The organism is Streptomyces sp. SAS_281, assembly GCF_052542855.1.
The window spans coordinates 1-21422 of sequence record NZ_JBMNDO010000104.1 but is presented as its reverse complement, the minus strand read 5'-3'; the positions used below and the strand labels follow the sequence as shown (position 1 = coordinate 21422).

At 73.9% G+C, this 21422-nt stretch carries 13 protein-coding genes; 3 read left to right on the top strand and 10 right to left on the bottom strand.

Annotated elements, in window-relative coordinates:
* The first annotated feature begins 158 nt into the window (after positions 1 to 158).
* A complete protein-coding gene (locus ACN6LM_RS29475; RefSeq protein ID WP_445068427.1) occupies positions 159 to 1052 on the top strand; it encodes a GH25 family lysozyme in 894 nt (297 codons plus the stop codon).
* A 69-nt stretch (positions 1053 to 1121) separates the two neighbouring features.
* On the opposite strand, the gene ACN6LM_RS29470 is transcribed toward ACN6LM_RS29475, so the two are convergent.
* The 3 genes from ACN6LM_RS29470 to ACN6LM_RS29460 form a co-directional block, all read right to left on the bottom strand.
* Positions 1122 to 1862: an SDR family oxidoreductase gene (locus ACN6LM_RS29470; protein ID WP_445068426.1), complete on the bottom strand. Its 741-nt coding sequence runs from the start codon at positions 1860 to 1862 to the stop codon at positions 1122 to 1124.
* Between the two features lie 107 nt (positions 1863 to 1969).
* Positions 1970 to 3295 (bottom strand): VWA domain-containing protein, encoded by a 1326-nt coding sequence (locus ACN6LM_RS29465; protein WP_445068425.1) that lies wholly within the window; start codon positions 3293 to 3295, stop codon positions 1970 to 1972.
* A gap of 75 nt (positions 3296 to 3370) precedes the next feature.
* Positions 3371 to 4309 carry an aminoglycoside phosphotransferase family protein gene (locus ACN6LM_RS29460; protein ID WP_445068435.1) on the bottom strand — a complete coding sequence of 313 codons (939 nt, stop codon included), beginning with the start codon at positions 4307 to 4309 and terminating at the stop codon, positions 3371 to 3373.
* A gap of 92 nt (positions 4310 to 4401) precedes the next feature.
* Here ACN6LM_RS29460 and ACN6LM_RS29455 point away from each other — a divergent pair, with 92 nt between their 5' ends.
* A complete protein-coding gene (locus tag ACN6LM_RS29455; RefSeq protein WP_445068424.1) occupies positions 4402 to 5214 on the top strand; it encodes a class I SAM-dependent methyltransferase in 813 nt (270 codons plus the stop codon).
* A 7-nt stretch (positions 5215 to 5221) separates the two neighbouring features.
* Here ACN6LM_RS29455 and ACN6LM_RS29450 read toward each other — a convergent pair whose 3' ends face one another.
* The 7 genes from ACN6LM_RS29450 to ACN6LM_RS29420 are packed head-to-tail and all read right to left on the bottom strand — an operon-like array spanning position 5222 to position 20353.
* Positions 5222 to 6640, bottom strand: coding sequence for a condensation domain-containing protein (locus ACN6LM_RS29450; protein WP_445068423.1), 1419 nt, complete (start codon positions 6638 to 6640; stop codon positions 5222 to 5224).
* Entirely contained in the window at positions 6637 to 6897 is a 261-nt protein-coding gene (locus ACN6LM_RS29445) for an acyl carrier protein (protein WP_445068422.1), read from the bottom strand. The genes ACN6LM_RS29450 and ACN6LM_RS29445 overlap by 4 nt, the downstream gene beginning before the upstream one ends.
* The gene (locus ACN6LM_RS29440; RefSeq protein ID WP_445068421.1) at positions 6894 to 7103 is read right to left on the bottom strand and encodes an MbtH family protein; all 210 of its coding nucleotides are present in this window, start codon (positions 7101 to 7103) and stop codon (positions 6894 to 6896) included. The genes ACN6LM_RS29445 and ACN6LM_RS29440 overlap by 4 nt, the downstream gene beginning before the upstream one ends.
* Entirely contained in the window at positions 7100 to 10135 is a 3036-nt protein-coding gene (locus ACN6LM_RS29435; RefSeq protein WP_445068420.1) for a non-ribosomal peptide synthetase, read from the bottom strand. The genes ACN6LM_RS29440 and ACN6LM_RS29435 overlap by 4 nt, the downstream gene beginning before the upstream one ends.
* Complete coding sequence (locus ACN6LM_RS29430) at positions 10132 to 11622, bottom strand: class I adenylate-forming enzyme family protein (protein WP_445068419.1); 1491 nt, start codon at positions 11620 to 11622, stop codon at positions 10132 to 10134. The genes ACN6LM_RS29435 and ACN6LM_RS29430 overlap by 4 nt, the downstream gene beginning before the upstream one ends.
* Positions 11619 to 17168 (bottom strand): amino acid adenylation domain-containing protein, encoded by a 5550-nt coding sequence (locus ACN6LM_RS29425; protein WP_445068418.1) that lies wholly within the window; start codon positions 17166 to 17168, stop codon positions 11619 to 11621. Before ACN6LM_RS29425 ends, ACN6LM_RS29430 begins: the two co-directional genes overlap by 4 nt.
* Positions 17165 to 20353 carry an amino acid adenylation domain-containing protein gene (locus ACN6LM_RS29420; RefSeq protein WP_445068417.1) on the bottom strand — a complete coding sequence of 1063 codons (3189 nt, stop codon included), beginning with the start codon at positions 20351 to 20353 and terminating at the stop codon, positions 17165 to 17167. Before ACN6LM_RS29420 ends, ACN6LM_RS29425 begins: the two co-directional genes overlap by 4 nt.
* A gap of 397 nt (positions 20354 to 20750) precedes the next feature.
* Between ACN6LM_RS29420 and ACN6LM_RS29415 the strand changes: the two genes are divergently transcribed.
* On the top strand, positions 20751 to 21353 hold the full coding sequence (locus ACN6LM_RS29415) for a hypothetical protein (protein WP_445068416.1): 603 nt from the start codon (positions 20751 to 20753) through the stop codon (positions 21351 to 21353).
* The last annotated feature ends 69 nt before the right edge of the window (positions 21354 to 21422 follow it).

The window sequence follows — 21422 nt, the reverse complement described above, 5'->3', positions numbered from 1 at the left end:
TGGTGTTCATGCGTCACTCGTGGCATGCCCTCGTCAAAGGAGCGGCTCCCCCGCCCTCCGTGACAGGCCATCCCCCGGACCCGCCGCTACGCTCGGAACCGCTCCACATGCTACGCGAGTAGACCCCCCTTCGCGCCGCTCACCCCCAGGAGGCTCCCGTGTTATCGATCCACAGCCGCAGACCCGCACTCCGCAAGCTGGTGGCCCTCGGAGCCGTCGGCCTCGGCATGGTGGCAGTGCCTTCCGTCACCGCCGTGCCGGCGTCGGCGTCGCCGCAGCCGCCCGCCACGTCGTCCGGGGCCGCCATCCCGCTCGGCGACGGGTACATGGGCGCCGGCTACCTCGCCGACGGCGACACGTTCGCCCCGGACGACCGGCACGTCGACCTCACTCCGGAGAGCAGCGCCTCCATCCAGGCGACGACGCTCCCCGGCATCGACGTCTCGCACTACCAGGGCTCGATCAACTGGTCGTCGGTGAAGTCCGCGGGCATCAAGTTCGCTTACATCAAGGCCACCGAGTCCACCACGTACAAGGATCCCAACTTCAACGCCAACTACCTCAACGCCTACAACGCGAAGGTGATCCGGGGCGCGTACCACTTCGCGCGTCCCAATCTGTCCAGCGGAGCGGCCCAGGCCACTTACTTCGCCGGCCACGGTGGCGCGTGGTCGCGGGACAACCTGACGCTTCCGGGGATGCTCGACCTGGAGGGCGGCTGCTACGGCAAGTCGGCTTCCGCCATGCAGTCGTGGATCCTCGACTTCTACAACACGTACAAGGCCAAGACGGGACGCGACGTCGTCATCTACACCAGCGCGAGCTGGTGGAACTCGTGCACGGGCGGCTGGAGCGGCATGTCGGCGCGCAGCCCGCTGTTCACCGCGCACTGGACGACCGCGGCGAGCCCGACCATCCCGAAGGGCTTCCCGTACTGGACGTTCTGGCAGTACACCGACTCCGGTTCGGTGGGCGGGATTTCGGGAGCCGTGGACCGCGACCGGTTCAACGGTGACTCCAGCCGGCTGCTGGCTCTGGCCAACAACACCTGAGACACCGGCCGCACCAGGGCGGCCACCTGATACGGGCTCCGGCCCGCATCAGGTGGCCGCCCTTCCGTCTCAGCGGGTCCCGGCGAGCCATTCCTCGTACGAGGTGGGAGCGATGCGCGCCCCGGGCCCCGCGATCAGCACGTCGCCCTCCACGGCCGCGAACATGCCCGCCCGGTCGTCCGTGACGACGGTGCGGCCGTCGCCCCGGGCGGCCAGCGTGAGGCGCCCGAGCTCGTCGAGGGGGTAGACGTCGGGCCCGGCCACATCCACCGTTCCGTTCAGCGGCGCACCGGTGGCGGTGTCCGCGAGGGCGGCGACCACGTCCGCCGACGCGATGGGCTGGACGCGCGTGTCGGGGAGCCGGACGGTGTCCTCGTCGGAGGTCCATGACATGACGGCGTCCACGAACTCGAAGAACTGCGTGGCACGTACGACCGAGTAGGCGGCGGGCCCGTTGCGCAGCAGCTCCTCCTGAAGCGTCTTGGCCCGGTAGTAGTCCAGCTGGGGCACCTGGTCGACACCGACGATCGACAGCACGACCTGGTGCCGTACACCGGCCTGCTCACCCGCCGTCAGCAAATGCCCCATGGTCGTGCGGAAGAAGTCGGGGGACGCCGCGTCGAACGTGGGCGAGTTGCTCACGTTGACGACCGTCTCCGCGCCGGCGAGCGCCTCACCGAGGCCCTTGCCGGTGAGCAGGTCGACACCGGTCGACAGGGAGGCGGGTTCCGCCGTGTGTCCGGCCTCGCGCAGCTTCGAGACGAGCTGGGAGCCGATCAGTCCGGTACCGCCGATGACCGTGATCTTCATGGACGAGCCTTTCATGAGCCGGGTGCGGCCGGCCGCCACCGTAAGCCCCGGACTCCCGGCCGCACGTGCCGTAACCCGGCCGTCCGGCAGCTCATGACCCGTACGGCTCAGCGCAGGATGCCGGCCTGCCTGGCCGCGCACAGCCAGGACGGGAACTCCGACAGCAGGCGGTCGTACAGCTCCTGGTCGGAGACCTGCTCGATGTCGTCCACGGCGAAGAAGCCGACGTTGTCCACCCGGCGGCCGGGCATGGTGTCGAACCGCTCCAGCACGCCGTACTGCGCCCGTCCGAGGCCGATGAACTGCCAGAAGACGGGTTCTTCGACCGCAGCGCGCAGCTCGCGCTCGATCTCGTCGTCGCGGTACACACCGCCGTCGGAGAAGAACAGGACGAGCGTCGGCGCGGGTACCGGGTCGGCGCGTACGAAGTCCCGGACCTCGGCGATGACCTTCTGCTCCTCGTTCTGGATGCCGACCGCGCGCATGTCGACCTGTCCGGGGACCAGTCCTTTCGGGGGCTTCCTCCGCCCGAACAGGCTGACCTGTCCGACCCGCACGTGCAGCCGCAGCCACTCGGGCAGGTCGCCGATGGTCAGGTCGGGGAGCCGGGCCGGGTTCGAGGCGAAGGTCCACGCCTGCATCTCGCCGTCGTCGTCCAACTGCGCGGCCACGGCGGCCATGCGTTCGGTGACCCCCGCGACGGTGCCGCGTGAGTAGAGGCCGCTCATCGATCCGGAGGCGTCGAGGACGAGGATCACCCGGGCGGTCAGCCGGTCGAGGCCGTGCTTGCTCAGGCTGACGGCCACCTGCTGCTTGCGCAGCGACAGCCGCTTGCGCATGTCGACCGGCAACTGCTCCTCGCCCTTGGTGAGGCGCGGCGCTCCCCCGCCGGGAGCGGCGGCGGCCGGTGGCGTCCCGGGTTCGTCCACACTGATGCCGAAGTCCGTCGCCAGGCCGGCCAGCCCACTCGCGTACCCCTGGCCCACGGCCCGGAACTTCCACCCTCCGGCCCGCCGGTAGAGCTCCCCGCACACATAGGCGGTCTCCGGGCCGGCCGCCATGTCGAAGCGGGCCAGCTCCGCGCCCGACCCGGCGTCCAGCAGCCGCAGATGGAGACCGGGCACCTGCCCGAACGTGCCGCCGTCGGCCGAGGCGCACAGGGCGATCCGGTCCACCTCGGGGCCGAGCGCGGCGAGGTCGGCCTCCACCGTGCCGGAGCCGGTCCCCTTGCCCAGGTGGCGCACGGTCCCGGAGGCGTGCCTGGGCTGGTTGTAGAAGACGAAGTCGCCGTCCGAGCGGACCCGGCCGTCCGCGCCCAGCACCAGCGCGGAGGCGTCCACCTCGGGCACTCCGGGCCCGGCCGTCCAGCTCAGCACGGCCCGGACGGCGGATGGAGCCACCGGCATGTTGGCGCCCTTGCTCAGTGTCGTCACGCACCCAGTCTGCCTGCCGGGGCTCCGCGCGGTCGACCGGGGCCGCGACGGTCGCTCCGGAGCGGGTACGGACGTTCAGCCGGCGAGGGCCGCGTGGATCTGGCGGGTCGTCTGCGCGGCGACGCGCGGGTCGGTGGCGGCGTGGAAGGTGTAGGCGTTGAGCCCGGTGGCCAGGGCCCAGCCGCGCCCCCGCGTCCAGGTGGCGTCGTCCGGGCCGAGCGCCGCGCGGAAGGCCGCCCGGCTGTCCGCCGACAGCAGTGTGTACGCGATCATCATGTCGCGGGCCGGGTCGCCGAGGCCGAGCCCTCCGAAGTCGATGACTGCGCTGAGGCGGCCGTCGCGGGTCAGCAGGTTGCCGGTGTGGAAGTCGCCGTGCACCCAGACCGGGGGCCGGTCCCACGCGGGGGCGTCCAGTGCCGCGTCCCAGACCTTCGTCATGGCCCCGGCGTCGAACACGCCGTCCAGCGCGGCGATCGCCGCGCGCGTGGCCCGGTCCCGGCCGTGCAGGGAGTCCGTGGTGCCGTCGATGTCGGGGGTGAGCGGGTGGCCGCCGGGCTCGAAGCGTCGCAGGGCGGTCAGGAACCCGGCGAGCGCCACGGCGGTTTCGCGCGAGTCGCCCAGGGCCTCGACGGTGGCGGGCTCGCCGTCCAGCCAGCGGGTCACCGCCCAGGGCCACGGGTATCCGAAGCCCGGCTCCCCCACCGCGACCGGCGCGGGGACGGCCAGGGGGAGGTGCGGGGCGAGCCGGGGCAGCCAGGTGAGCTCCTTGCGGGCCTGCCCGATCGCACCGGCATAACGCGGCAGCCGCACGGAGAGTTCGCGGCCGAGCCGGTGGATCACATGGTCCGCGCCGGCCTGGGCGAGGCGTACCAGCGGCAGTCCTGCCCATTGCGGGAACTGGCTGTCGACCAGCCGTCTGACCAGCGGAGTATCGATCGCGGGGCGGTCGCTCGTGGCTGCCAACGGCGGTTCCCTGTCCTCGGCCCACTGCGCGCGGCGGGCGGTCCCGACCATCACACGGCGTCGCGCTCCCGTCTGTCGAGCCGTTTTCCGGGCCGTCCGCCGAGCCGTACGGCCACTTCCGGCCAGGGTGTCAGAATCGCGCCATGACTCAGCGCGCATCGGACCACGGCTACCTCCTGGACAACCAGCAGTCGGAGGCGGGCATCCGCTTCGGCGCGCTCTCGGAGCTCTTCGACCCGGTGACGTTCCGCCATGTCGACCGGTTGGGCATCGGGCCCGGCATGCGGTGCTGGGAGGTCGGTGCGGGCGGGCCGTCGGTGCCGCTCGGTCTGGCCGAGCGGGTCGGCCCGGAGGGGGCGGTGGTCGCCACCGACATCGATGTGTCCTGGACCGCGGGGGTCGCCGGCGGGGTGATCGAGGTGCGGGCCCACGACGTCGCCGCCGACCCGCCGCCCGAGGGCGGCTTCGACCTGGTGCACGCGCGGCTGGTCCTGGTGCACGTCGCCGACCGCGCGGAGGCGCTGCGGCGGATGGCCGGGGCGCTGCGGCCGGGTGGCGCGCTGCTGCTGGAGGACGCGGACCCGGGGCTCCAGCCGCTGCTGTGCCCGGACGAGTCGGGGCCGGAGCAGCGGCTCGCCAACCGGCTGCGCTCGGGCTTCCGGTCGCTGATGGCCGGGCGCGGCGCGGACCTGGAGTACGGCAGGACCCTGCCCCGGCTGCTGCGCGAGGCGGGGCTCGACGACGTCCGGGCGGACGCGTACTTCCCGGTCACCTCGCCTGCGTGCACGGTCCTGGAGGCGGCGACGGTGCGGCAGATCCGTGGCCGGCTCGTGGCGGCGGGGCTGGCCACCGACGAGGAGATCGACCGCCATCTGGCCAACGTCGGGACCGGCCGCCTCGATCTCGCGACCGCGCCGATGATCTCCGCGTGGGGGCGGCGCCCGCAGCAGCCGTGAGCAGGCGTCAGGCGGCCGCCTCCGCGCGCGCCAGGAGAGCCGGGAGCCCGGCGAGGAGCGGGGCCTCGCCGCACGCCGACGCGACGACCACCTCCTCCAGCGCCCACAGGTGCGCCCTGATCCGGGGCGGCGGGAGGTAGGCGGTGTCGGCGGTGAGCATGACGGCGAGGACGCCCTCCTCCTCGGTGACGTGGACGCAGTAGCGGCAGCCCAACTTCTCCTCGGTGGCCGGGAAGCCGAACGCGGTACGGGCCCGTGCCGCGCGCAGTTCCGCCGCGCCCGGCGGCGGGCCTTCGTCCGGCGGGCGTACGTGGAACCGCTGGTCGTTGTAGCAGCAGTACGGGTGCACGGCGGTGCCGCGCTCCCGGCCGACGCGTTCGCGCAGGGCCTCCCAGGCGACCGGGTCGTAGGAGGCGGCCCGGTAACCCGCCAGGGCCGCGCGCCAGGCCACGGGGAGGAGGTCCGTGAACCGTTCGGCGCCGGTCGTGTCGAGCAGGAACGGCGCGTCCTGGGAGAGCATCGCGACCAGGTCCCGCCGGTCCTCGGCGGCCCGGTTGGCCACGATGGGCATCATGGCCGCCGCCGAGTGCCCGCCCTCGGCGGCGGCCAGGGCGGCCAGGGCGGTCATCAGGACCGTCGATCCGCTGATCCGGTGCGCGGCCGCGAGCGTGTCCGTCGCCCTCATCAGTGCCTCGGACACCAGCCGGCCGCTCCAGAACCGGGGTGTGCGGGGCGCGGCGGCCTGCCGGGGGAACATCGTCGGCGGCATGGTCCGGTAAAAGCTCTCCCAGTGGGCGAGGGCCCGCTCGCTGCGGCGTACACCGGCCGGACCGTGCTGGTACCGGGCGAGGTCGAGGGGGTTGGTGCGCGGGGACCGCCCGGCCGAGCCCCGGCGCACCAGCAGCCGCAGGTCGCGTACCACCTGCTCGGCGGCGTGGCCGTCGGCCGCGAGGTGGCAGAGGACCAGGACCGCGTGCGTCACCCGGCCCCGGTGGCAGACGGCACCGACGCGCAGCGGCCACTCCCGCGCGTAGTCGAAGCGGGTGGCGGTGAGTTCGTCCAGGAGGGCGCGCGCGCCGGCCCCGGTCCGTGCCGGGTCGGGCTCGTCCACCACGGTGACCGGCAGCGCGCCGCAGTCGGTCAGCGACTGGCGGGGCTCGCCGTCCTCGCCGTCGTACAGCCTGGTGCGCAGCGCCTCGTGGCGCTCCATCAGGGCCGTGAGCGCGGAGGCGAACCGGGGCAGGTCCGTCACCCGTCCGCGCTCCCCCAGCGGGAGAAGGCGCCCGATGTTGAAGTAGATGTCGTTGGGCGCGGTACGCAGGATCGCGTTCCAGATCGCCCGCTGGCCCCAGGTGAGGGGGGCCGTGCCCGCTCTGTCGCCCGCGAAGGGGATGTGCAGGGTGCGGGCGGTGGCGAGGCCGTTCATCCCCTCACCAGCCCGGCCGCCAGACTCGTGACGCTCTCCTGGTAGAACGCCGGGTCGGCCAGGTCGAGTTCGATGCCGTACTCCTCCTCCAGGGTGTCGGCGAGCCGGAGGAACGCCAGGGAGGTGACGCCGAGTTCGGTGAGGGTGCCCCGGGCGGTGAGGATCTCGGCCGCGGCGAGCTGCCCGTCCATGGCGTCGCTGATCAGCTCGGCGAGCCGTGCGCGTGCCTCGGTGGCCGGGTCCTGGGCGGTGCTCAACTGTCCACCTCGCCGGCCAGTCGGCGGCGCAGGCTCAGGGGCCTGATGTCGGGCCACACCTGATCGACGTGGGCCACGCACTCCTCCTCGGTGCCGCTGAACCCTTCCGGCCGCCAGCCGGCGGGCAACGAGGTGCCTGCGGGCCAGAGGGCGTGCTGTTCCTCGTCGTTGACCGCCACCAGATAGCGGAGGGCGGGTGTGTTCACTGGTTCTCCTCGATGAGTGCGGCGACGCACGCGGCGACGCCGTGGACGGTGGGGCTGTCGAAGAAGACGTCGAAGGGCACGGAGACGCCGTACTCCTTGCGGATGCGGCCCGCGATGGCGGTGATGGTGAGGGAGTGACCGCCGAGGTCGAAAAGGTCCTCGTCGGCGTCGAGGTCGTCGAGATCCAGCACTTCCCGCCAGATGGCGAGGACGGTGGCGGTGACGCCTTCGTCGGCCCCCAGCGCAGGGGTCTCACGGGTGGTGGCCCGTGCACGCGGCGGTTCGGGCAGGGCGGCCCGGTCGAGTTTGCCGTTGGGGGTGAGCGGCATCGCGTCGAGGGCCACGTACGCGTCGGGCAGGGCCGCCGCCGGCAGCTTGCGGGCGAGGTGCTCGCGCAGGGTTTCGGGCGCCGGCGGCATGCCGGCCGGGTCGGGCACCACATAGGCGACCAGCCGTCCGGGCCCACCGTCCGGGGACTCCCGCAGCACCGTCACCGCCTGGTCGACCTGCGCGTGGCCGCCGAGGACGGTGTCGATCTCGCCGAGTTCGACACGGTGGCCGCGCACCTTCACCTGGGTGTCGGACCGGCCCGCGAAGGCGATGCGGCCGTCGGCGGTGAGCCGGACCAGGTCGCCCGTGCGGTAGAGGCGGGCGCCGGGCGGACCGAACGGGTCCGGGACGAAGCGGGAGGCCGTGAGTCCGGGGCGGCCCCGGTACCCGTGGGCGACACCGTCGCCGCCGATGTACAGCTCGCCGGTCAGCCCCTGCGGCAGGGGCTGGAGGCGGGCGTCCAGGACGTAGGTGCGGGTGTTGGCCAGCGGGCGGCCGATGGTGACGGGGTCTTCGGGTCCGAGCTCGGCGGCCGTGGACCAGACCGTCGTCTCGGTCGGCCCGTACACGTTGACCAGCCGGCCGACGGCGCTGCGCAGTTCGCGGGCGAGGGCGTCGGGCAGGGCCTCTCCCCCGGTCAGGGCCACCAGGTCCGGCGCGTGGAGCCCGGCGGCGAGCATGGTGCGCCAGCCGCTGGGGGTGGCCTGTACGTGGGTGAGACGGTGCCGTGCGACGAGTGCGGTGAGCGCGGTGCCGTCGCGGTGGCGGCCCTCCGGCACGAGGACGACGGTGCCGCCCGTGACGAGGGGCAGGAAGAGTTCGACGGTGGAGATGTCGAAGGAGAGCGAGGTGAGCCCGAGCCATCGGCTGCCGGGGCCGGTGCCGGTGGTCTCCCGCAGGGCCGCGAGCAGGTTGGCGAGGGCCTCGTGCGAGACCTCGACCCCCTTGGGCACACCGGTGGAACCGGAGGTGTACAGCACGTAGGCCGGGTCCGTGAGGGAGGGCGGGGCGGGCGCCGCCGGGGCGTCGGGGAGCCGGTCCAGGTCGTCCGGCCCCGGGTCGGCGGCGGTCTCCAGCGTGATCCCGGAGTCGGCGCGGAGGAACGCCAGGCGCTCCGCCGGGTGGTCGGGGTCCAGCGGCAGGTAGGCGGCACCGGCGGTGAGCGCGCCGAGGGCGGCGACGAGTTGGGCGGCCGAGCGGGGCAGGGCGATGCCGACGAGGACGCCGGGGCCGGCCCCCTCGGCGCGCAGCCGGTGGGCGCGGCGGCGGACGGCGGCGTCGAGTTCGGCGTACGTGAGGGTGGTGTCGCCCTCGATGACGGCGACGGCGTCCGGGGTCGCGGCGGCCTGGGCGGCGAACAGCTCGGGCAGGGTGGCGCGGCCGTCCCGCGGGGTGCGGGTGGTGTCGGCGAGCAGCGTCGCGCGTTCCCGGGGCGGCAGGAGGGGCAGGCGGCCGAGGGCGGTGTCCGGTGCGGCCAGGGCTCCGTCGAGCAGGGTGAGGAAGTGTTCCAGGACGCGGGCGGGCGCCTCGCTCCCGAAGGCGGCGGTGCGGTACTGGAGGCTGCCTTCCAGGCTGTCGGGCCCGTCGACCAGGTGGAGGTGGGCGATGTTGCGTGCGGTGTGCGCGAAGCCGGTCCACTCGGTGCCCACTTCGACGCCCGGGCCGAAGTCGGCGGGCCGGGAGGTGGCGCGCCGGCGGTAGCTCAGGGAGACCGGGCAGAGGGCGGTGCGCGGGGTGAGCGCGCGCACCGCACGGCTGAGGGGGACGGTGCGGTGGGCGTAGAGGGCGCGCAGCCCGGCCCGGACCTCGTGGGCGAAGTCGGCGAAGGCGAGCTCCGGGCGCGGGTCGGTGAAGAGGGGCAGTTCGTTGACGCGCAGGCCGACCTGCCGGGGCTCGCCCGGCACGCGGGTGGAGAGTTCGATCGCGGTGGCGGGGGCGGTGTTGCCGTAGCGCAGCAGCAGGGCGTGCCAGGCAGACGTGAGGAGTTCGAACCGGGTGACGCCGAGCGCCGCGGCGCCGGTCACCAGGCGGGCGTGCCGTTCCCCGTCGCGCCGGAAGCCGCAGGCGCTGCCGGGGGCCGGGGCGACCGGGTCCGCGCGGTGGGCGGTGAGGCCGGGGAAGTCGGGCGCGGGGCTGTCGCGCCAGCGGCCGGCCCAGAAGCGGGCCGCGTCGCGGACGGCCGCCTCGGAGACGGGCGACGGGGAGGTCGGCGCCTCGGCGGCGGAGGGCTGCCGCTCCTCCCCCGTCACCGCCCGGTACGCACGGGCCAGTCCGGTGACCAGGAGGTCCTTGGACTCGCCGTCGAAGACGAGGTGGTGGGCGACCACGAGCAGCAGATGCCGGTCCGGGACGGTGCTGAACAGCGTGGCGCGTATCAGGGCCTCGCCCGGAGCGAAGCGGGCGGCGGTCTCCTCGTCGCGGAGCTTGCCGAGGTCGTCCGGCGCGGCGGTGACCAGCCGCAGGGGCGGTGCCTCGCCCGGGACCAGGCCGGGCCCGGCGGGATCGGTCCGGGCGGTGAGCACGGGGGTGGCCCGTACGCAGTCGCCCCAGGCCGCCGCCATGGCTGCCGGGTCCAGGGGGCCCTGGAAGCTCAGGGCCAGGCTGAGGTGGTATGCCGAACCGGTGTCGAGGGTCCGCTCGGTGATCCAGAGACCGTGCTGGGCCGGGTCGAGCGGGGCCGGTGCTTCGAAGGAGGGGGTCATGGGGTCGCCTCGTCGTCCAGGAGCCGGTGGAGTTCACGTTTGAGGACCTTGCCGCCCTCGTTGCGGGGCAGGGTGTCGCGGAAGAGGATCCGGGCCGGCAGCTCGTGCGCGGCGAGCCGGTCGAGCAGGAAGGACCGCAGCCGGGGCATGTCCGGTTCGCCCAGCCGGGGGACGACGACGGCGGCGACCACGCTGCCCAGTACGGGGTGCGGGATGCCGAAGGCGGCGGCGTCGGCGACGTCCGGGTGGGCGTGCAGGGCGTTCTCGACCTGGATCGTGGACACCTTGTGGGCGCCGGACTTGATGACGTCGCGCTCCCGGTCGAGCAGGTGGAGGTAGCCGTCCTCGTCGAGCCGCCCGATGTCCCCCATGCGCACCCAGCGGCCCCGGAAGACCTCGGCGCCCGCGTCGGGGGCGCCCAGGTAGGCGCGGGGCGCGGTGGGTGAGCGCAGCCAGATCTCGCCGGGCTCACCGGTGGCCGCCGGGCGCCCTTCGGTGTCGGTGACGCGCAGGTGGTCGAGTGAGGCGGGCCGGCCGGGCGAGTCGGGATGGTCGGGGTCGAAGAGCAGGGTGATCTGGGCGGGCGCGGCCTCGGTCGAGGTGTAGTAGTTGACGATCTGCGCCCCGGGGAACGCCTGCGACAGCCGCAGCGCGACGGGTTGCGGGAGTGCGGCCGCCGTGGAGCCGACCAGCTTGACCGTGCTGAGGTCGCTGCGGGTGAGGGCGGTGGACGCGAGCAGTTCGATGGCGGTGGCCGGCACCAGGAAGACGCTGCCGACCGCGTGCTCCTCGATGAGCCGGGCGAACCGCAGCGGGGTGAACTGCGGGGCGGCGACACCGGTGGCCGCCGTGTCCAGGCAGTTCACGAGCATCGTCTGTCCGGCGTTGGTGCCGATCGGGAAGGCGTGCAGGAAGGTGCGCGAGTGACGCAGGGGCCGGCGGCGTTCGTCCAGGGTGCAGCCGTGGGCGAGGTTGGCGTGGCTGGCCCGGACGCCCTTGGGGAGGCCGGTGGTGCCCGAGGTGTAGAGGTACTGCGCGGGTGCGGACGGGTCGGGGAACGGCAGCCCGTCCCCGGCCCCGGTCCCGAAGTCGTCGCAGGTCGCCCGCCATACCCTCGCGGGCAGCCGGGGCGGCGGCCCCCCGTCACCGTGCAGGACTCCCGCGCACCGGCTGTCCTCGACGATGTGCGCGGTGGCGGCCGGGGCCAGCCGGTCGGACAGGGGTACGGCGATGCCGCCCGCCCACTGCACCCCGCAGTAGGCGACCGCGTAGTCGGTCCACTCCGTACTGCCGTAGCGCAGCCCGACCGGGTCGCCGGGGCGCAGACCGTGGGCGAGCAGGCCGTGGGCGAGGGCGGCGGCCCGGTCGCGCCAGGTGCCGAAGTCCAGGGCGTGCGGCCCGTTGCGGAGGGCGACGCGGTCCGGGTGGAGGGCGGCGCGGTGGACCAGCAGTTCGATCAGGGAGCGCGGGGGCGCGGCGGGGTTCACCGGTCGGCCCGGGCGGGAACGGGCGCGGAGGCGGCGAGGGCGGCCGCGCGTTCCCGGAGTCCGATGAGGTCGTCGGGTTCGGCGTCCGGCACCTCGCGGTCGAAGCGGGCGAGGACCGGCAGCCGCAGGGCCAGGGCCACCAGTGCCAGCATGACCAGGCAGCACAGCAGGTACATCAGCCCGATCCCGCGCCCCGGCCCCGTGCCCAGCACCCTTCCCACGCTGCCGGCCAGCGCCCCGCCGTCGGCCAGCAGCGGGTCGAACAGCCGGGCGCCCAGGGGCGCGACGAGCCCGTGGCCGATGGGCAGGGTGGACCAGGCGACCATGGTGTTCAGGGCGAAGACGCGGCCGTGGAAGCGCTGCGGGACCTTGACCTGGACGATGGTCGAGTAGACCCCGTTGACCAGGGTGATGGCGCAGGACATCCCGAAGGCCCCGGCACCGATCACCCAGAGGTCGGCCCGCAGCCCCGTCACCGCCCCGGCCAGGGCGAACACCCCGGCCAGCGCGAGCATGCCGCGCACCCGGTGTCTGCGCGGTCCGCCCCACACCCCCATGATCAGCCCGCCCGCCACGGCCCCGGCCCCGCCCGCCGTGGCCACCGCGGCCGCCCCGTCCAGGGTGTCGAAGGACAGCACCAGGGGCGTCACCAGCAGGAACAGCGGCGACAGGAAGAGGTTGAGCGCGGCGAACCACAGGAGCATCGAGCGGAAGCCCCGGTGCCGCCAGGTGTAGGCGAAACCCTGCTTGATCTCCTCGATGACCGGCTCTCGGCGGGTCCAGGGCAGGGCGCGGGGGAACCTGACGCAGACGAGTACGGCGACCGCGACCACGTAGCTCGCGATGTCGAGGATCAGGATGCCGCGCAGACCGATGCCCGCCATCAGCGCCACCGCGATCAGGGGCACGACGAACTGCGCCGTGCCGAAGGCGAGTTGGACGATTCCGTTGGCGTGACCGAGATAGCGCTTGGGGACGAGTTGCGGAATCGCCGAGCTGTACGCCAGCCGCTGGAAGGTGAGCGCCACCGAAAGGCCGCCCAGCAGCACGTACAGATACCAGGTGTCCAGCGCGCCGCCGAGCAGCAGACAGAGCATGGCCACCTGGCTGAGCCCCGCCGCGAGGTCGCCCGCGAGCATGACCTTGCGCCGGTCGAACCGGTCCACGACGGCACCGGCCAGCGGGCCGACGAGGATTCCGGGCAGCATCGCGACGACCGAGTACAGCGCGAACCGGGCGAGTGAACCGGTCTCCAGCAGGATCCAGATGGGCAGGGCGAACTCCGTGAGCGCGGAGCCCACGATCGACCCCAGCTGCCCCAGCACGACGGCGAGGAAGCGTGCGGCACCCGGCGCGGGGGCGCCCGGGACCGGTACCTCACCGCCGTCCACCGGGCCGGCCTCGGCGTCATCCGGCGGCCCGGTCTCCGCCTGGAACCACCAGGCCGCGTCCGGCGAGCGCGCGGGCAGGGTTTCGGTGGTCTCCGCGCGGATCGCCTCGTGGACCTTCGTCACGGCTTCGGCGACCTCGGCGGCCCGGTACTTCACGAAGAAGTGGCCGCCCTGGTCGATGACCGCGACCGCCGAGCGCTCCGCGAGGAGCAGCCACTCCCGGTAACGCTCCTGGTAGAAGTCGGCGGCCGGATCGCGGTCGCCGACGAGCGACACCAGCGGGGCGCGCAGCCTCGGAGCTCCCGCCTCGACGTCCGCGATGGCCCCGGTGAAGTACTCCTCGGCGGCCTGGCTGTCGCGGCGCATGTTGCCCACGATGAACTCGGTCTGCTCCCGATCGAGCTGGGAGGTGTCCACACCCATGCCCGTGAGCCAGTTGACGTACACCCGGTTGCCCAGCAGCGACTCCGGGGACGCCACCTTGGAGAGGGCGCCGAGCACTCGTCCGCGCGGCTTGGCGAAGGGGAACTGCGCCCCCGCGTAGACCGCTTCGAGCTCGCGGCCCGAGGCCTCCAGCAGCCGGGCGGTCGCCACGGCCAGCGCGGTGCCGACACCGCAGTGCCCGTACACGATCAGCGGGCCCCGGACCCGGTCGCGTATCTCGGCGGCCAGGTTCTCCGCGAGTTCCCCGAACGGCAGGTGTTCCTCCGTCACACCGACGTCATGGCCCGGTATGGCGACGGACCACAACTCGTAGCCCTCGGGCAGGAGATCGGCGACGGGCTGGTACACGACCGCGCTGCCCCCGCCGTACGGGACACAGACCAGGGTGGCGCGCAGGCGTCCGGCCGGGGCCTGCGGGGTGAGGCGGTGCAGCAGCCGGCGGGGGCCCCGGGCGTCCTCGGGGGTGTCCGCCAGCGCGGCGAGGTCCCTGACGGTGCGGCAGGTGAACAGGTCCATCACGCTGACCGGCCGGGCGCCCGCCTCCGGGAGCAGCTTGCGGGCGCGGGCGACGACCTGGGTGGCGAGGAGCGAGTGGCCGCCCAGGTCGAAGAAGTCCTCGTCCACACCGACCTCGTCCAGCCCGAGCACCTCGGACCAGACCGTGGCGAGCACCCGCTCCGCCGGGGTCCGGGGCGCACTGGCCGCGCCGGACGTCCGGTGGACCTGGGGGGCGGGCAGCCCCCGGCGGTCCAGCTTCCCGTTGGGCGTGAGGGGAAGGGCGGGCAGGGCGGTGAAGGAGGCGGGCACCATGTAGTCGGGCAGCACCTGCTTGAGCGCGGCGCGCAGTTCCTGCGGGTCGGGCGGGGGCTCCTCTCCGGCGGTGACGAGGTAGGCAGCGAGCCGCTTGTCGCCCGGGGTGTCCTCGCGTACGACGACGGCCGCCTCCCTCACCGGGGGCAGGGCGCGCAGAGCGGACTCGATCTCTCCGGGTTCGATGCGCAGGCCGCGCAGTTTGACCTGCTGGTCGATGCGGCCGAGGTGTTCCAGGGCCCCGTCGGGGCGGCGTCTGCCCAGGTCACCGGTGCGGTAGAGCCGCGATCCCGGCGGGCCGTACGGGTCGGGGACGAACCGGCAGGCGGTGAGCCCCGGTCGCCGGTGGTAGCCGAGCGCGACCCCGGTCCCGGCGATGTGGATCTCACCGGGGGCGCCCGGGGGCACCGGCCGCAGCGCCCGGTCCAGGACGTGGAGGCGGATGTTGTCGACCGGGAAGCCGATGGGGACCGCGTCGGACGGCCCCTGGCACTCCCAGGCCGACACGTCGACCGCCGCCTCGGTGGGCCCGTACAGGTTGGCCAGGGCGCAGCCGGGCAGCGTCTCGTGGAAGGCGCGCGCCGCATCGGGCGGCAGCGCCTCGCCGCTGCACACGACGCGGCGCAGTGCCGTGCACCTGCCCGCGCCCTCCTCGGCGAGGAAGAGCGGCAGCATCGAGGGGACGAAGTGGGCGACGGTCACGGGCGCGGAGCGGATGAGTTCGGTCAGGTAGGCGGCGTCCTTCTGGCCCCCGGGACGGGCCAGCACGAGGCGCGCGCCGGTCATCAGCGGCCAGAAGAACTCCCAGACGGAGACGTCGAACCCGGCCGGCGTCTTCTGGAGCACGGAGTCCTCGGGGCCGATGGGGTAGCTCCGCTGCATCCACAACAAGCGGTTGACGATGGCGCGGTGGGTGTTCGGCACACCCTTGGGCCGGCCGGTGGAACCGGAGGTGTAGATGAGGTAGGCGGGATCGTCGGGTGCCGGAGAGCTCACCGATGCCGTGGGAGCGCTCCCGCGATGCGGATCGTCAGGATCGTCGTCCTCGAGGAAGAGGACGGCAGCCCGGCAGTCCCCGGGGACGGGGACGGATCGCTGGGTCAGAACCACCCGCGCGCCGCTGTCGTCCAGCATGAACGCGAGCCGTTCGGGCGGGTACTCGGTGTCGAGCGGGGTGTAGCAGGCACCGGTGCGCAGGACGGCGAGGAGCGCGGCGACCAGTTCGGGGGAGCGTTCCGCGCCGACGGCGACGACGTCACCGGGGCCGGTGCCCGCCGCGACGAGCCGGGCCGCGATGCGGTCGGCAGCTGCGTCGAGTCCGGCGTAGGTGAGGCTGCGGCCGCCTGCTGTCACGGCGGTGGCATCGGGGCTGCGCGCGATCTGCTCGGCGATGAGGGAGACCAGGGTGGCGCCGGCCGGTACCGGGACCTCCGTGCGGTTGAAGTCCTGGATCTCCAGGGCGCGTTCGCGGTCGGAGAGCAGGTCGAGTCCGGACAGTGGCACGTCCGGGTTGTCGGCCACCGCGTGGAGCAGCCGGTCGAGGTGGGCGGCGAGCCGGGCGATGTCCTCCTCGGCGAAGAGGTCGGTGTTGTAGTTGAAGGCGCCGCGCAACCCGTCCGGCCACTCCATCAGGAAGAGTTCGATGTCGAAACGGGTGCCGGAGGCGCGCAGGCCGTAGGTCTCCACATCGAGCCCCGGGCCGGCGGCTGCCTGGCGCCCGGTGGCGTAGTTCTGGACGGCGAGCACCGCCTGGAAGACCGGGGAGCGGGAGACGTCGCGTGCCACGTTCAGCTCGGTGACCAGCTGGGCGAACGGCAGCTCCTGGTGGGCGTACGCCTCCAGACACGTCTCGCGGGTGCGCTCCACGAGCTCAGCGAAGGTGGGGTCGCCGTCGAGCCGGGCGCGCAGTGCCAGGACGTTTACGAACATGCCGACCAGGCCCTCGAGTTCCGGTTCGGGACGGCCGGCGACGGGTGATCCGACGGCGAAGTCGCGCTGGCCGCTGAACCGGGCGAGGAGTTCCTGGAATGCGGCGAGCAGCACCATGTGGACCGTGGCGCCGTGCGCCTTGCCGAGGGCGGCGAGCCGGTCGAGGAGCGCACGCTCCACCTGGAATCCGTAGCCGGCCCCGTCGAAGGTCTGCCGCGCCGGGCGGGGCCGGGCGGTGGGCAGGACGAGCGGTTCCACTCCGGCGAGCTCGTCCGCCCAGTAGGCGACTTCGGCGGTGAGCGCGTCCCCGGTCAGCCGGTCGCGCTGCCACTGGGCGAAGTCGCCGTACCGCACGGGCAGTTCCGGCAGGGGATCGTCGTCCCCCTCGACGCGGGCCGCGTAGCAGCGCAGGATCTCGGAGATCAGGATCTCGCTGGACCAGCCGTCGCTGACGCTGTGGTGGACGACGAGCAGCAGGATGTGGTCGCGGTCGGCCACGCGTACGAGCAGGCTGCGCAGCAGAGGGCCGGCGGCCAGGTCGAAGGGCTCTGCCCCCGCCTCGTCCACGAGTCGCGCGGCATGCTCCTCGTCCTGAGCCTCGACGAGGGGCGGCGGCGCGGGCGCGGGCTCGGCGATCTCCAGCACCGGGCGGCCGTCGTCGGTCGCCGGGTAGCGGGAGCGCAGCGTCTCGTGCCGGGCGGTGACGGTGTCCAGGGCGTGGGCCAGCGCCTCCTGGTCCAGTTCGCCGCGCAGCCTGCGTGCGACGGGGATGTTGTACGCGGCGGTGCCGGGTGCGAACTGCTCCATGAACCACAGGCGTTCCTGCGCGAAGGAGAGCGGCGGCACGGCACCCTCGGGTCTCCGCGGGACGACGGGGCGGGACGCGGCGGTCCGGCCCGCTTTGAGCCGGCGGCTGAGCAGGGCGCGCTTGGCGTCGGAGAGGCCGGCGGGGGATGTGGTGGTGTCGCTCATGACGGCGTACCGGTTCCTTCCAGGGTGGCGCCGTCAGAAGCGAGGAGGGCGGCTGCCTCCTCCTCCGACAGGGCGTCGATCTCGGCCGTCAGGGCGGCCTCCACCGCCTCGGCGAAGGCGGCGACCGTGCGGTGGGTGAACAGGGTGCGCAGAGGGACGGTGAGTTCGGCGGTGGCCCGGACGCGGGCGATGACCCGGGTGGCGAGCAGGGAGTGCCCGCCCAGCTCGAAGAAGTCGTCCAGGGCGCCGACCCGGTCGATGTCCAGCACCTCGCGCCAGATCTCGGCGACCAGCTCCTCCGCCTCGGTGCGCGGGGCCAGATAGCCGGCGCGGAGTTCGGGACGCCGCTCGGGGGCGGGCAGGGCCGCGCGGTCCAGTTTGCCGTTCGGGGTGAGCGGCAGCCGGTCCAGGACGAGGACGGCGGCAGGCACGAGGTGGGCCGGTAGGAGCGCTCCCACGGCGCTTCGCAACTCCCCCGGATCCAGCGCATCGGCAGCGGCGACGACGTAGCCCACCAGCGTGTCGCGGTGCGCGACCACCGCCGCTTCGGCGACCCCGGGCTGTGCGAGCAGCGCGCTCTCGGTCTCGCCGGGCTCGACGCGGTAGCCCCGCACCTTGAGCTGGCCGTCCAGCCGGCCCAGGAACTCCAGGGCACCGTCGGGTCTGCGCCGCACGAGGTCGCCGGTCCGGTAGCGGCGGGAGCCGGGCGGGCCGTACGGGTCGGGGACGAAGGCGCGCGCGGTGGCACCGGGCCGGCCGGTGTAGCCGTAGGTCACCCCGGTGCCGCCGAGGAGGAGTTCGCCCGGGGTGCCGGGCGGGACCGGGCCGCCGTACTCGTCGCACACGGTGGCGGTGACGCCGCCGATCGGGGTCCCGATGGGCGGCCGGGCCCTGGTGTCCGCGTCGCCGAGGTCGGCGGTCGTGGCGATGACGGTGGTCTCGGTGGGGCCGTAGGAGTTGACCAGGCGTACCCGGTCGCCGAACCGCTCGCGCCAGGCGCCCACGGCGGCGGCCTGCACTTGGTCGGCGCCCAGGATCACCAGGCGCAGCCCGTCCGGCCAGGCGACGACGTCCGGGTCGCCCACCAGGTGCTGCCAGTACGGGGTGGGCAGGTCCATGACCGTGACGTCGGCGGTGAAGTCCTCGGTCAGCTGGTCGGGCAGGGTGGCGCCGGCGTCGGCCACCACGAGGGTGGCACCGGCCGCCAGCGCGGGGAACAGTTCCTCGGCGCAGGTGTCGAAGCTGAGCGAAGCGCAGTGCAGGACGCGGTCCCCGGCGGTGATCCCGTACCCCTCGCGCATCCAGCGGACCCGCTCGGCCAGCGCCCGGTGCGGCACGACGACACCCTTGGGCTCGCCGGTCGAGCCGGAGGTGTAGACGAGGTACGCGGGGTCCTCGGGAAGGGGCACGGCGCGGCCCTCCCCCGCCGGACCGCTGCCGACCTCGTCCTCCACGTACAGGACGCGGACGCTCCCGGGCAGCTCGGGCGGTGCGGTGGCGCGGGAGGTCAGGACGGTGCGGGCGCCGCTGTCGGCGACCATGTACGCGATCCGGGCGGGCGGGTAGTCGGGGTCCAGGGGGAGGTAGGCGGCACCGGCGCGCCACGCGGCGAGCATCGCCACGACGGCCTGCGGTCCGCGCGGCAGCAGCACGCCCACGGTGTCCCCGCGCCGCACCCCTTCGGCGGTCAGCCGTCCGGCCAGCCCACCCGCGCCGTGCCACAGCCCGGCATACGAGAGTGAGGCGTCGCGCCCCCGCAGGGCCTCGCCGCCGGGGCGTTCGCGTACGGTCCGGGCGATGGCGTCGTGCACGGTGGACGGGCCCTCGGACAGGGCGGGGCCCCGCCCTGCCGCGTCCAGCGCGGCGCGCTCGGGCTCGTCCAGCAGCGGCAGGAGGCGGACCGGGGTGTCCGGTCCGTCCGCCGCTCCGCGCAGCAGCGTCTCGAACCAGCGCGCGAGGCGGGCCACCCGGTCCCCGTCGAGCAGGTCCGTGCGGTAGCCGAAGACGGCGACCACGTCCTCGCCGTCCCGGCGCACGTCCAGGGTGAGGTCGAACTTGCAGGCCCGCATGGAAGGGTCGAGTTCGGTGCAGCCCAGACCGGCGAAGGACGCGTCGCGCAGCAGGCCGGCGTCCTGGGTGTGCACGGTGAGCATCGTCTGGAAGAGGGGGGTGCGTCCGGGGTCACGGTCCAGGCGCAGGGATTCGGCCAGTTCCTCGAAGGGGACGCGGTCGTGGGCGAAGGCGCCGAGCACCGTGGTGCGGGCCCTGCGGAGCAGGTCGGCGAAGGTGGGCGTCCCGGACAGGTCGGAGCGCAGGACCAGGGTCCGCGAGAAGTAGCCGATGGCCTGTTCGGCGTCGGGGCCCGAGCGGCCCGCCGTGGGAACGCCGACGCAGAAGTCGCGTTGCCCGGTGCAGCGGTGCAGGGTCGCCTGGTAGGCGGCGAGCAGCACCATGAACGGGGTGCAGCGCCGCGCCCGGGCCAGGGCGTCGATCACGGGCCCGGCGCCGGTGAGGAGCTGGGTGTGGAAGGCGCCCTCGGGCGAGGGGTGTTCGGGGCGGGGGCGGTCGAGGGGCAGTTCCAGGGCGGGCGCGCCGTCCAGGCGTTCCCGCCAGTAGGCGAGGGCTTCGCGCGCCTGCGCCTCGTCCGCGTGCCGCTCCTGCTCGGACGGGTGCGGGGGCGGTGCGGGCAGGTCGGCGGTGCCGCCGCGCAGGTGTGCGGTGTAGTGCGCCGCCAGTTCGTCGCGCAGGATGTTGAGGGACCAGCCGTCGGCGACGATGTGGTGCAGGACCACGCACAGGACGTGCTCGGCGTCTCCCGTGCGGAACAGGGCGACGCGCAGCAACGGGCCCCGGGCGAGGTCGAAGGCGCGGTTCGTGCGCTCGGCGATCAGCGCTTCGAGCCGGTCGCCTCCACCGCGCACGTCGCGGTATTCCACGTCCACCGGGCCCGGCGCGGCCACCAGCGCGGCCGGTTCGCCGTCCTCGGCGGGGAAGCGGCTCCGCAGCGCCTCGTGCCGGGCCGTCACCGCGTCGAAGGCCGCGCGCAGGGCGGGCTCGGACAGTTCTCCGGAGAGACGCAGGACGAGCGGGATGTTGTAGGAGGCGTCGTCGGGGTCCATCTGGTGCAGGAACCACAGACGTTTCTGGCCACGCGTCAGGTACGACTGGACGGCCTGGGTACTCATCCGACTCCCTCGGCGCGCACGCCGAGCGGCGTGGTGTGCGGTTGCTTCAGGTCAATGGGGACGTGTGGAGCATGTGGGGGACGGAGCGACGCGACGGCACGGGGATACCGCGGCGGCCGAACGGTCTCGCCAACGGCGAGATCCGGTCATTCACGGCTTCAGGTGTTGCGATGTTATGAACAGCACACGCGTCCGTCAATGCAAGACCTGTACACACAAACGGAGTTGTGAAATCCGACCCTCGTCCGTGCCCGGCCGATGAAACCACTCCCGGCCCCGGCCGGGCATTCATCCCTTCGGCTGGATCTCGGGCACACTTTGCGCCTTTCGCGTCCTTCCGGGTGGTGAATGGGGGCGTGCGACAGCAAACCCCCCGGCCCGAGGAGTGTGGACCATCATGAACAACGCGGACAGCGCGTCGCAGAGCGTACAGACGATGTATGCCGAGCGGTTCGCCACCGATCTCACCGACAACCGTGCGGAGCAGGAGGAGCTCACCGCGCAGATCGAGCGGCTGCGGGCCCGCCTGGAACAGCTCAGGGTGGACGAGACCTGGCTGACCGGGATGCAGGCCGCACTGCCGGGAGAGACGGCGCCCCCTCGGCCGCGTCGCGCCCCGCGCACCGGGAAGAAGACCGCGGAAGATGACACCCCCGCCGGCACACCCGTCCCGGCCCCCCGGCCCGCCGGACGCGCGAAGGCGAGGCCGCCCCGGGCCAGGGCCGGCGGCAAGAAGGCGGCGCCCACGGCAGGCGCTCCCCTGCACCAGCTCATCCGCGCCCTGATGCCCCTGGGCGAACCGCGCCTGGTACGCGAGGTGCACGCGGATCTGACCAAGGCGCACCCGGAGCGCGGCACCTCGGTACAGGTGGTGCGGAACACCCTGGAGACCCTGGTGAAGCGGGGCGTCGTCGGCAAGGGCATCCAGAAGGGCACGGCGATGTACACCGCGACGGCACCGGCCGCGTCCGAGGGCGGCGAGGCCCCGGTGGCCGGCTGAGAGGCACGAGGCCGTGACACACGTCCGGCCCCCGGGGAGCGTGTTCCCCGGGGGCCGGACGGTGGTACC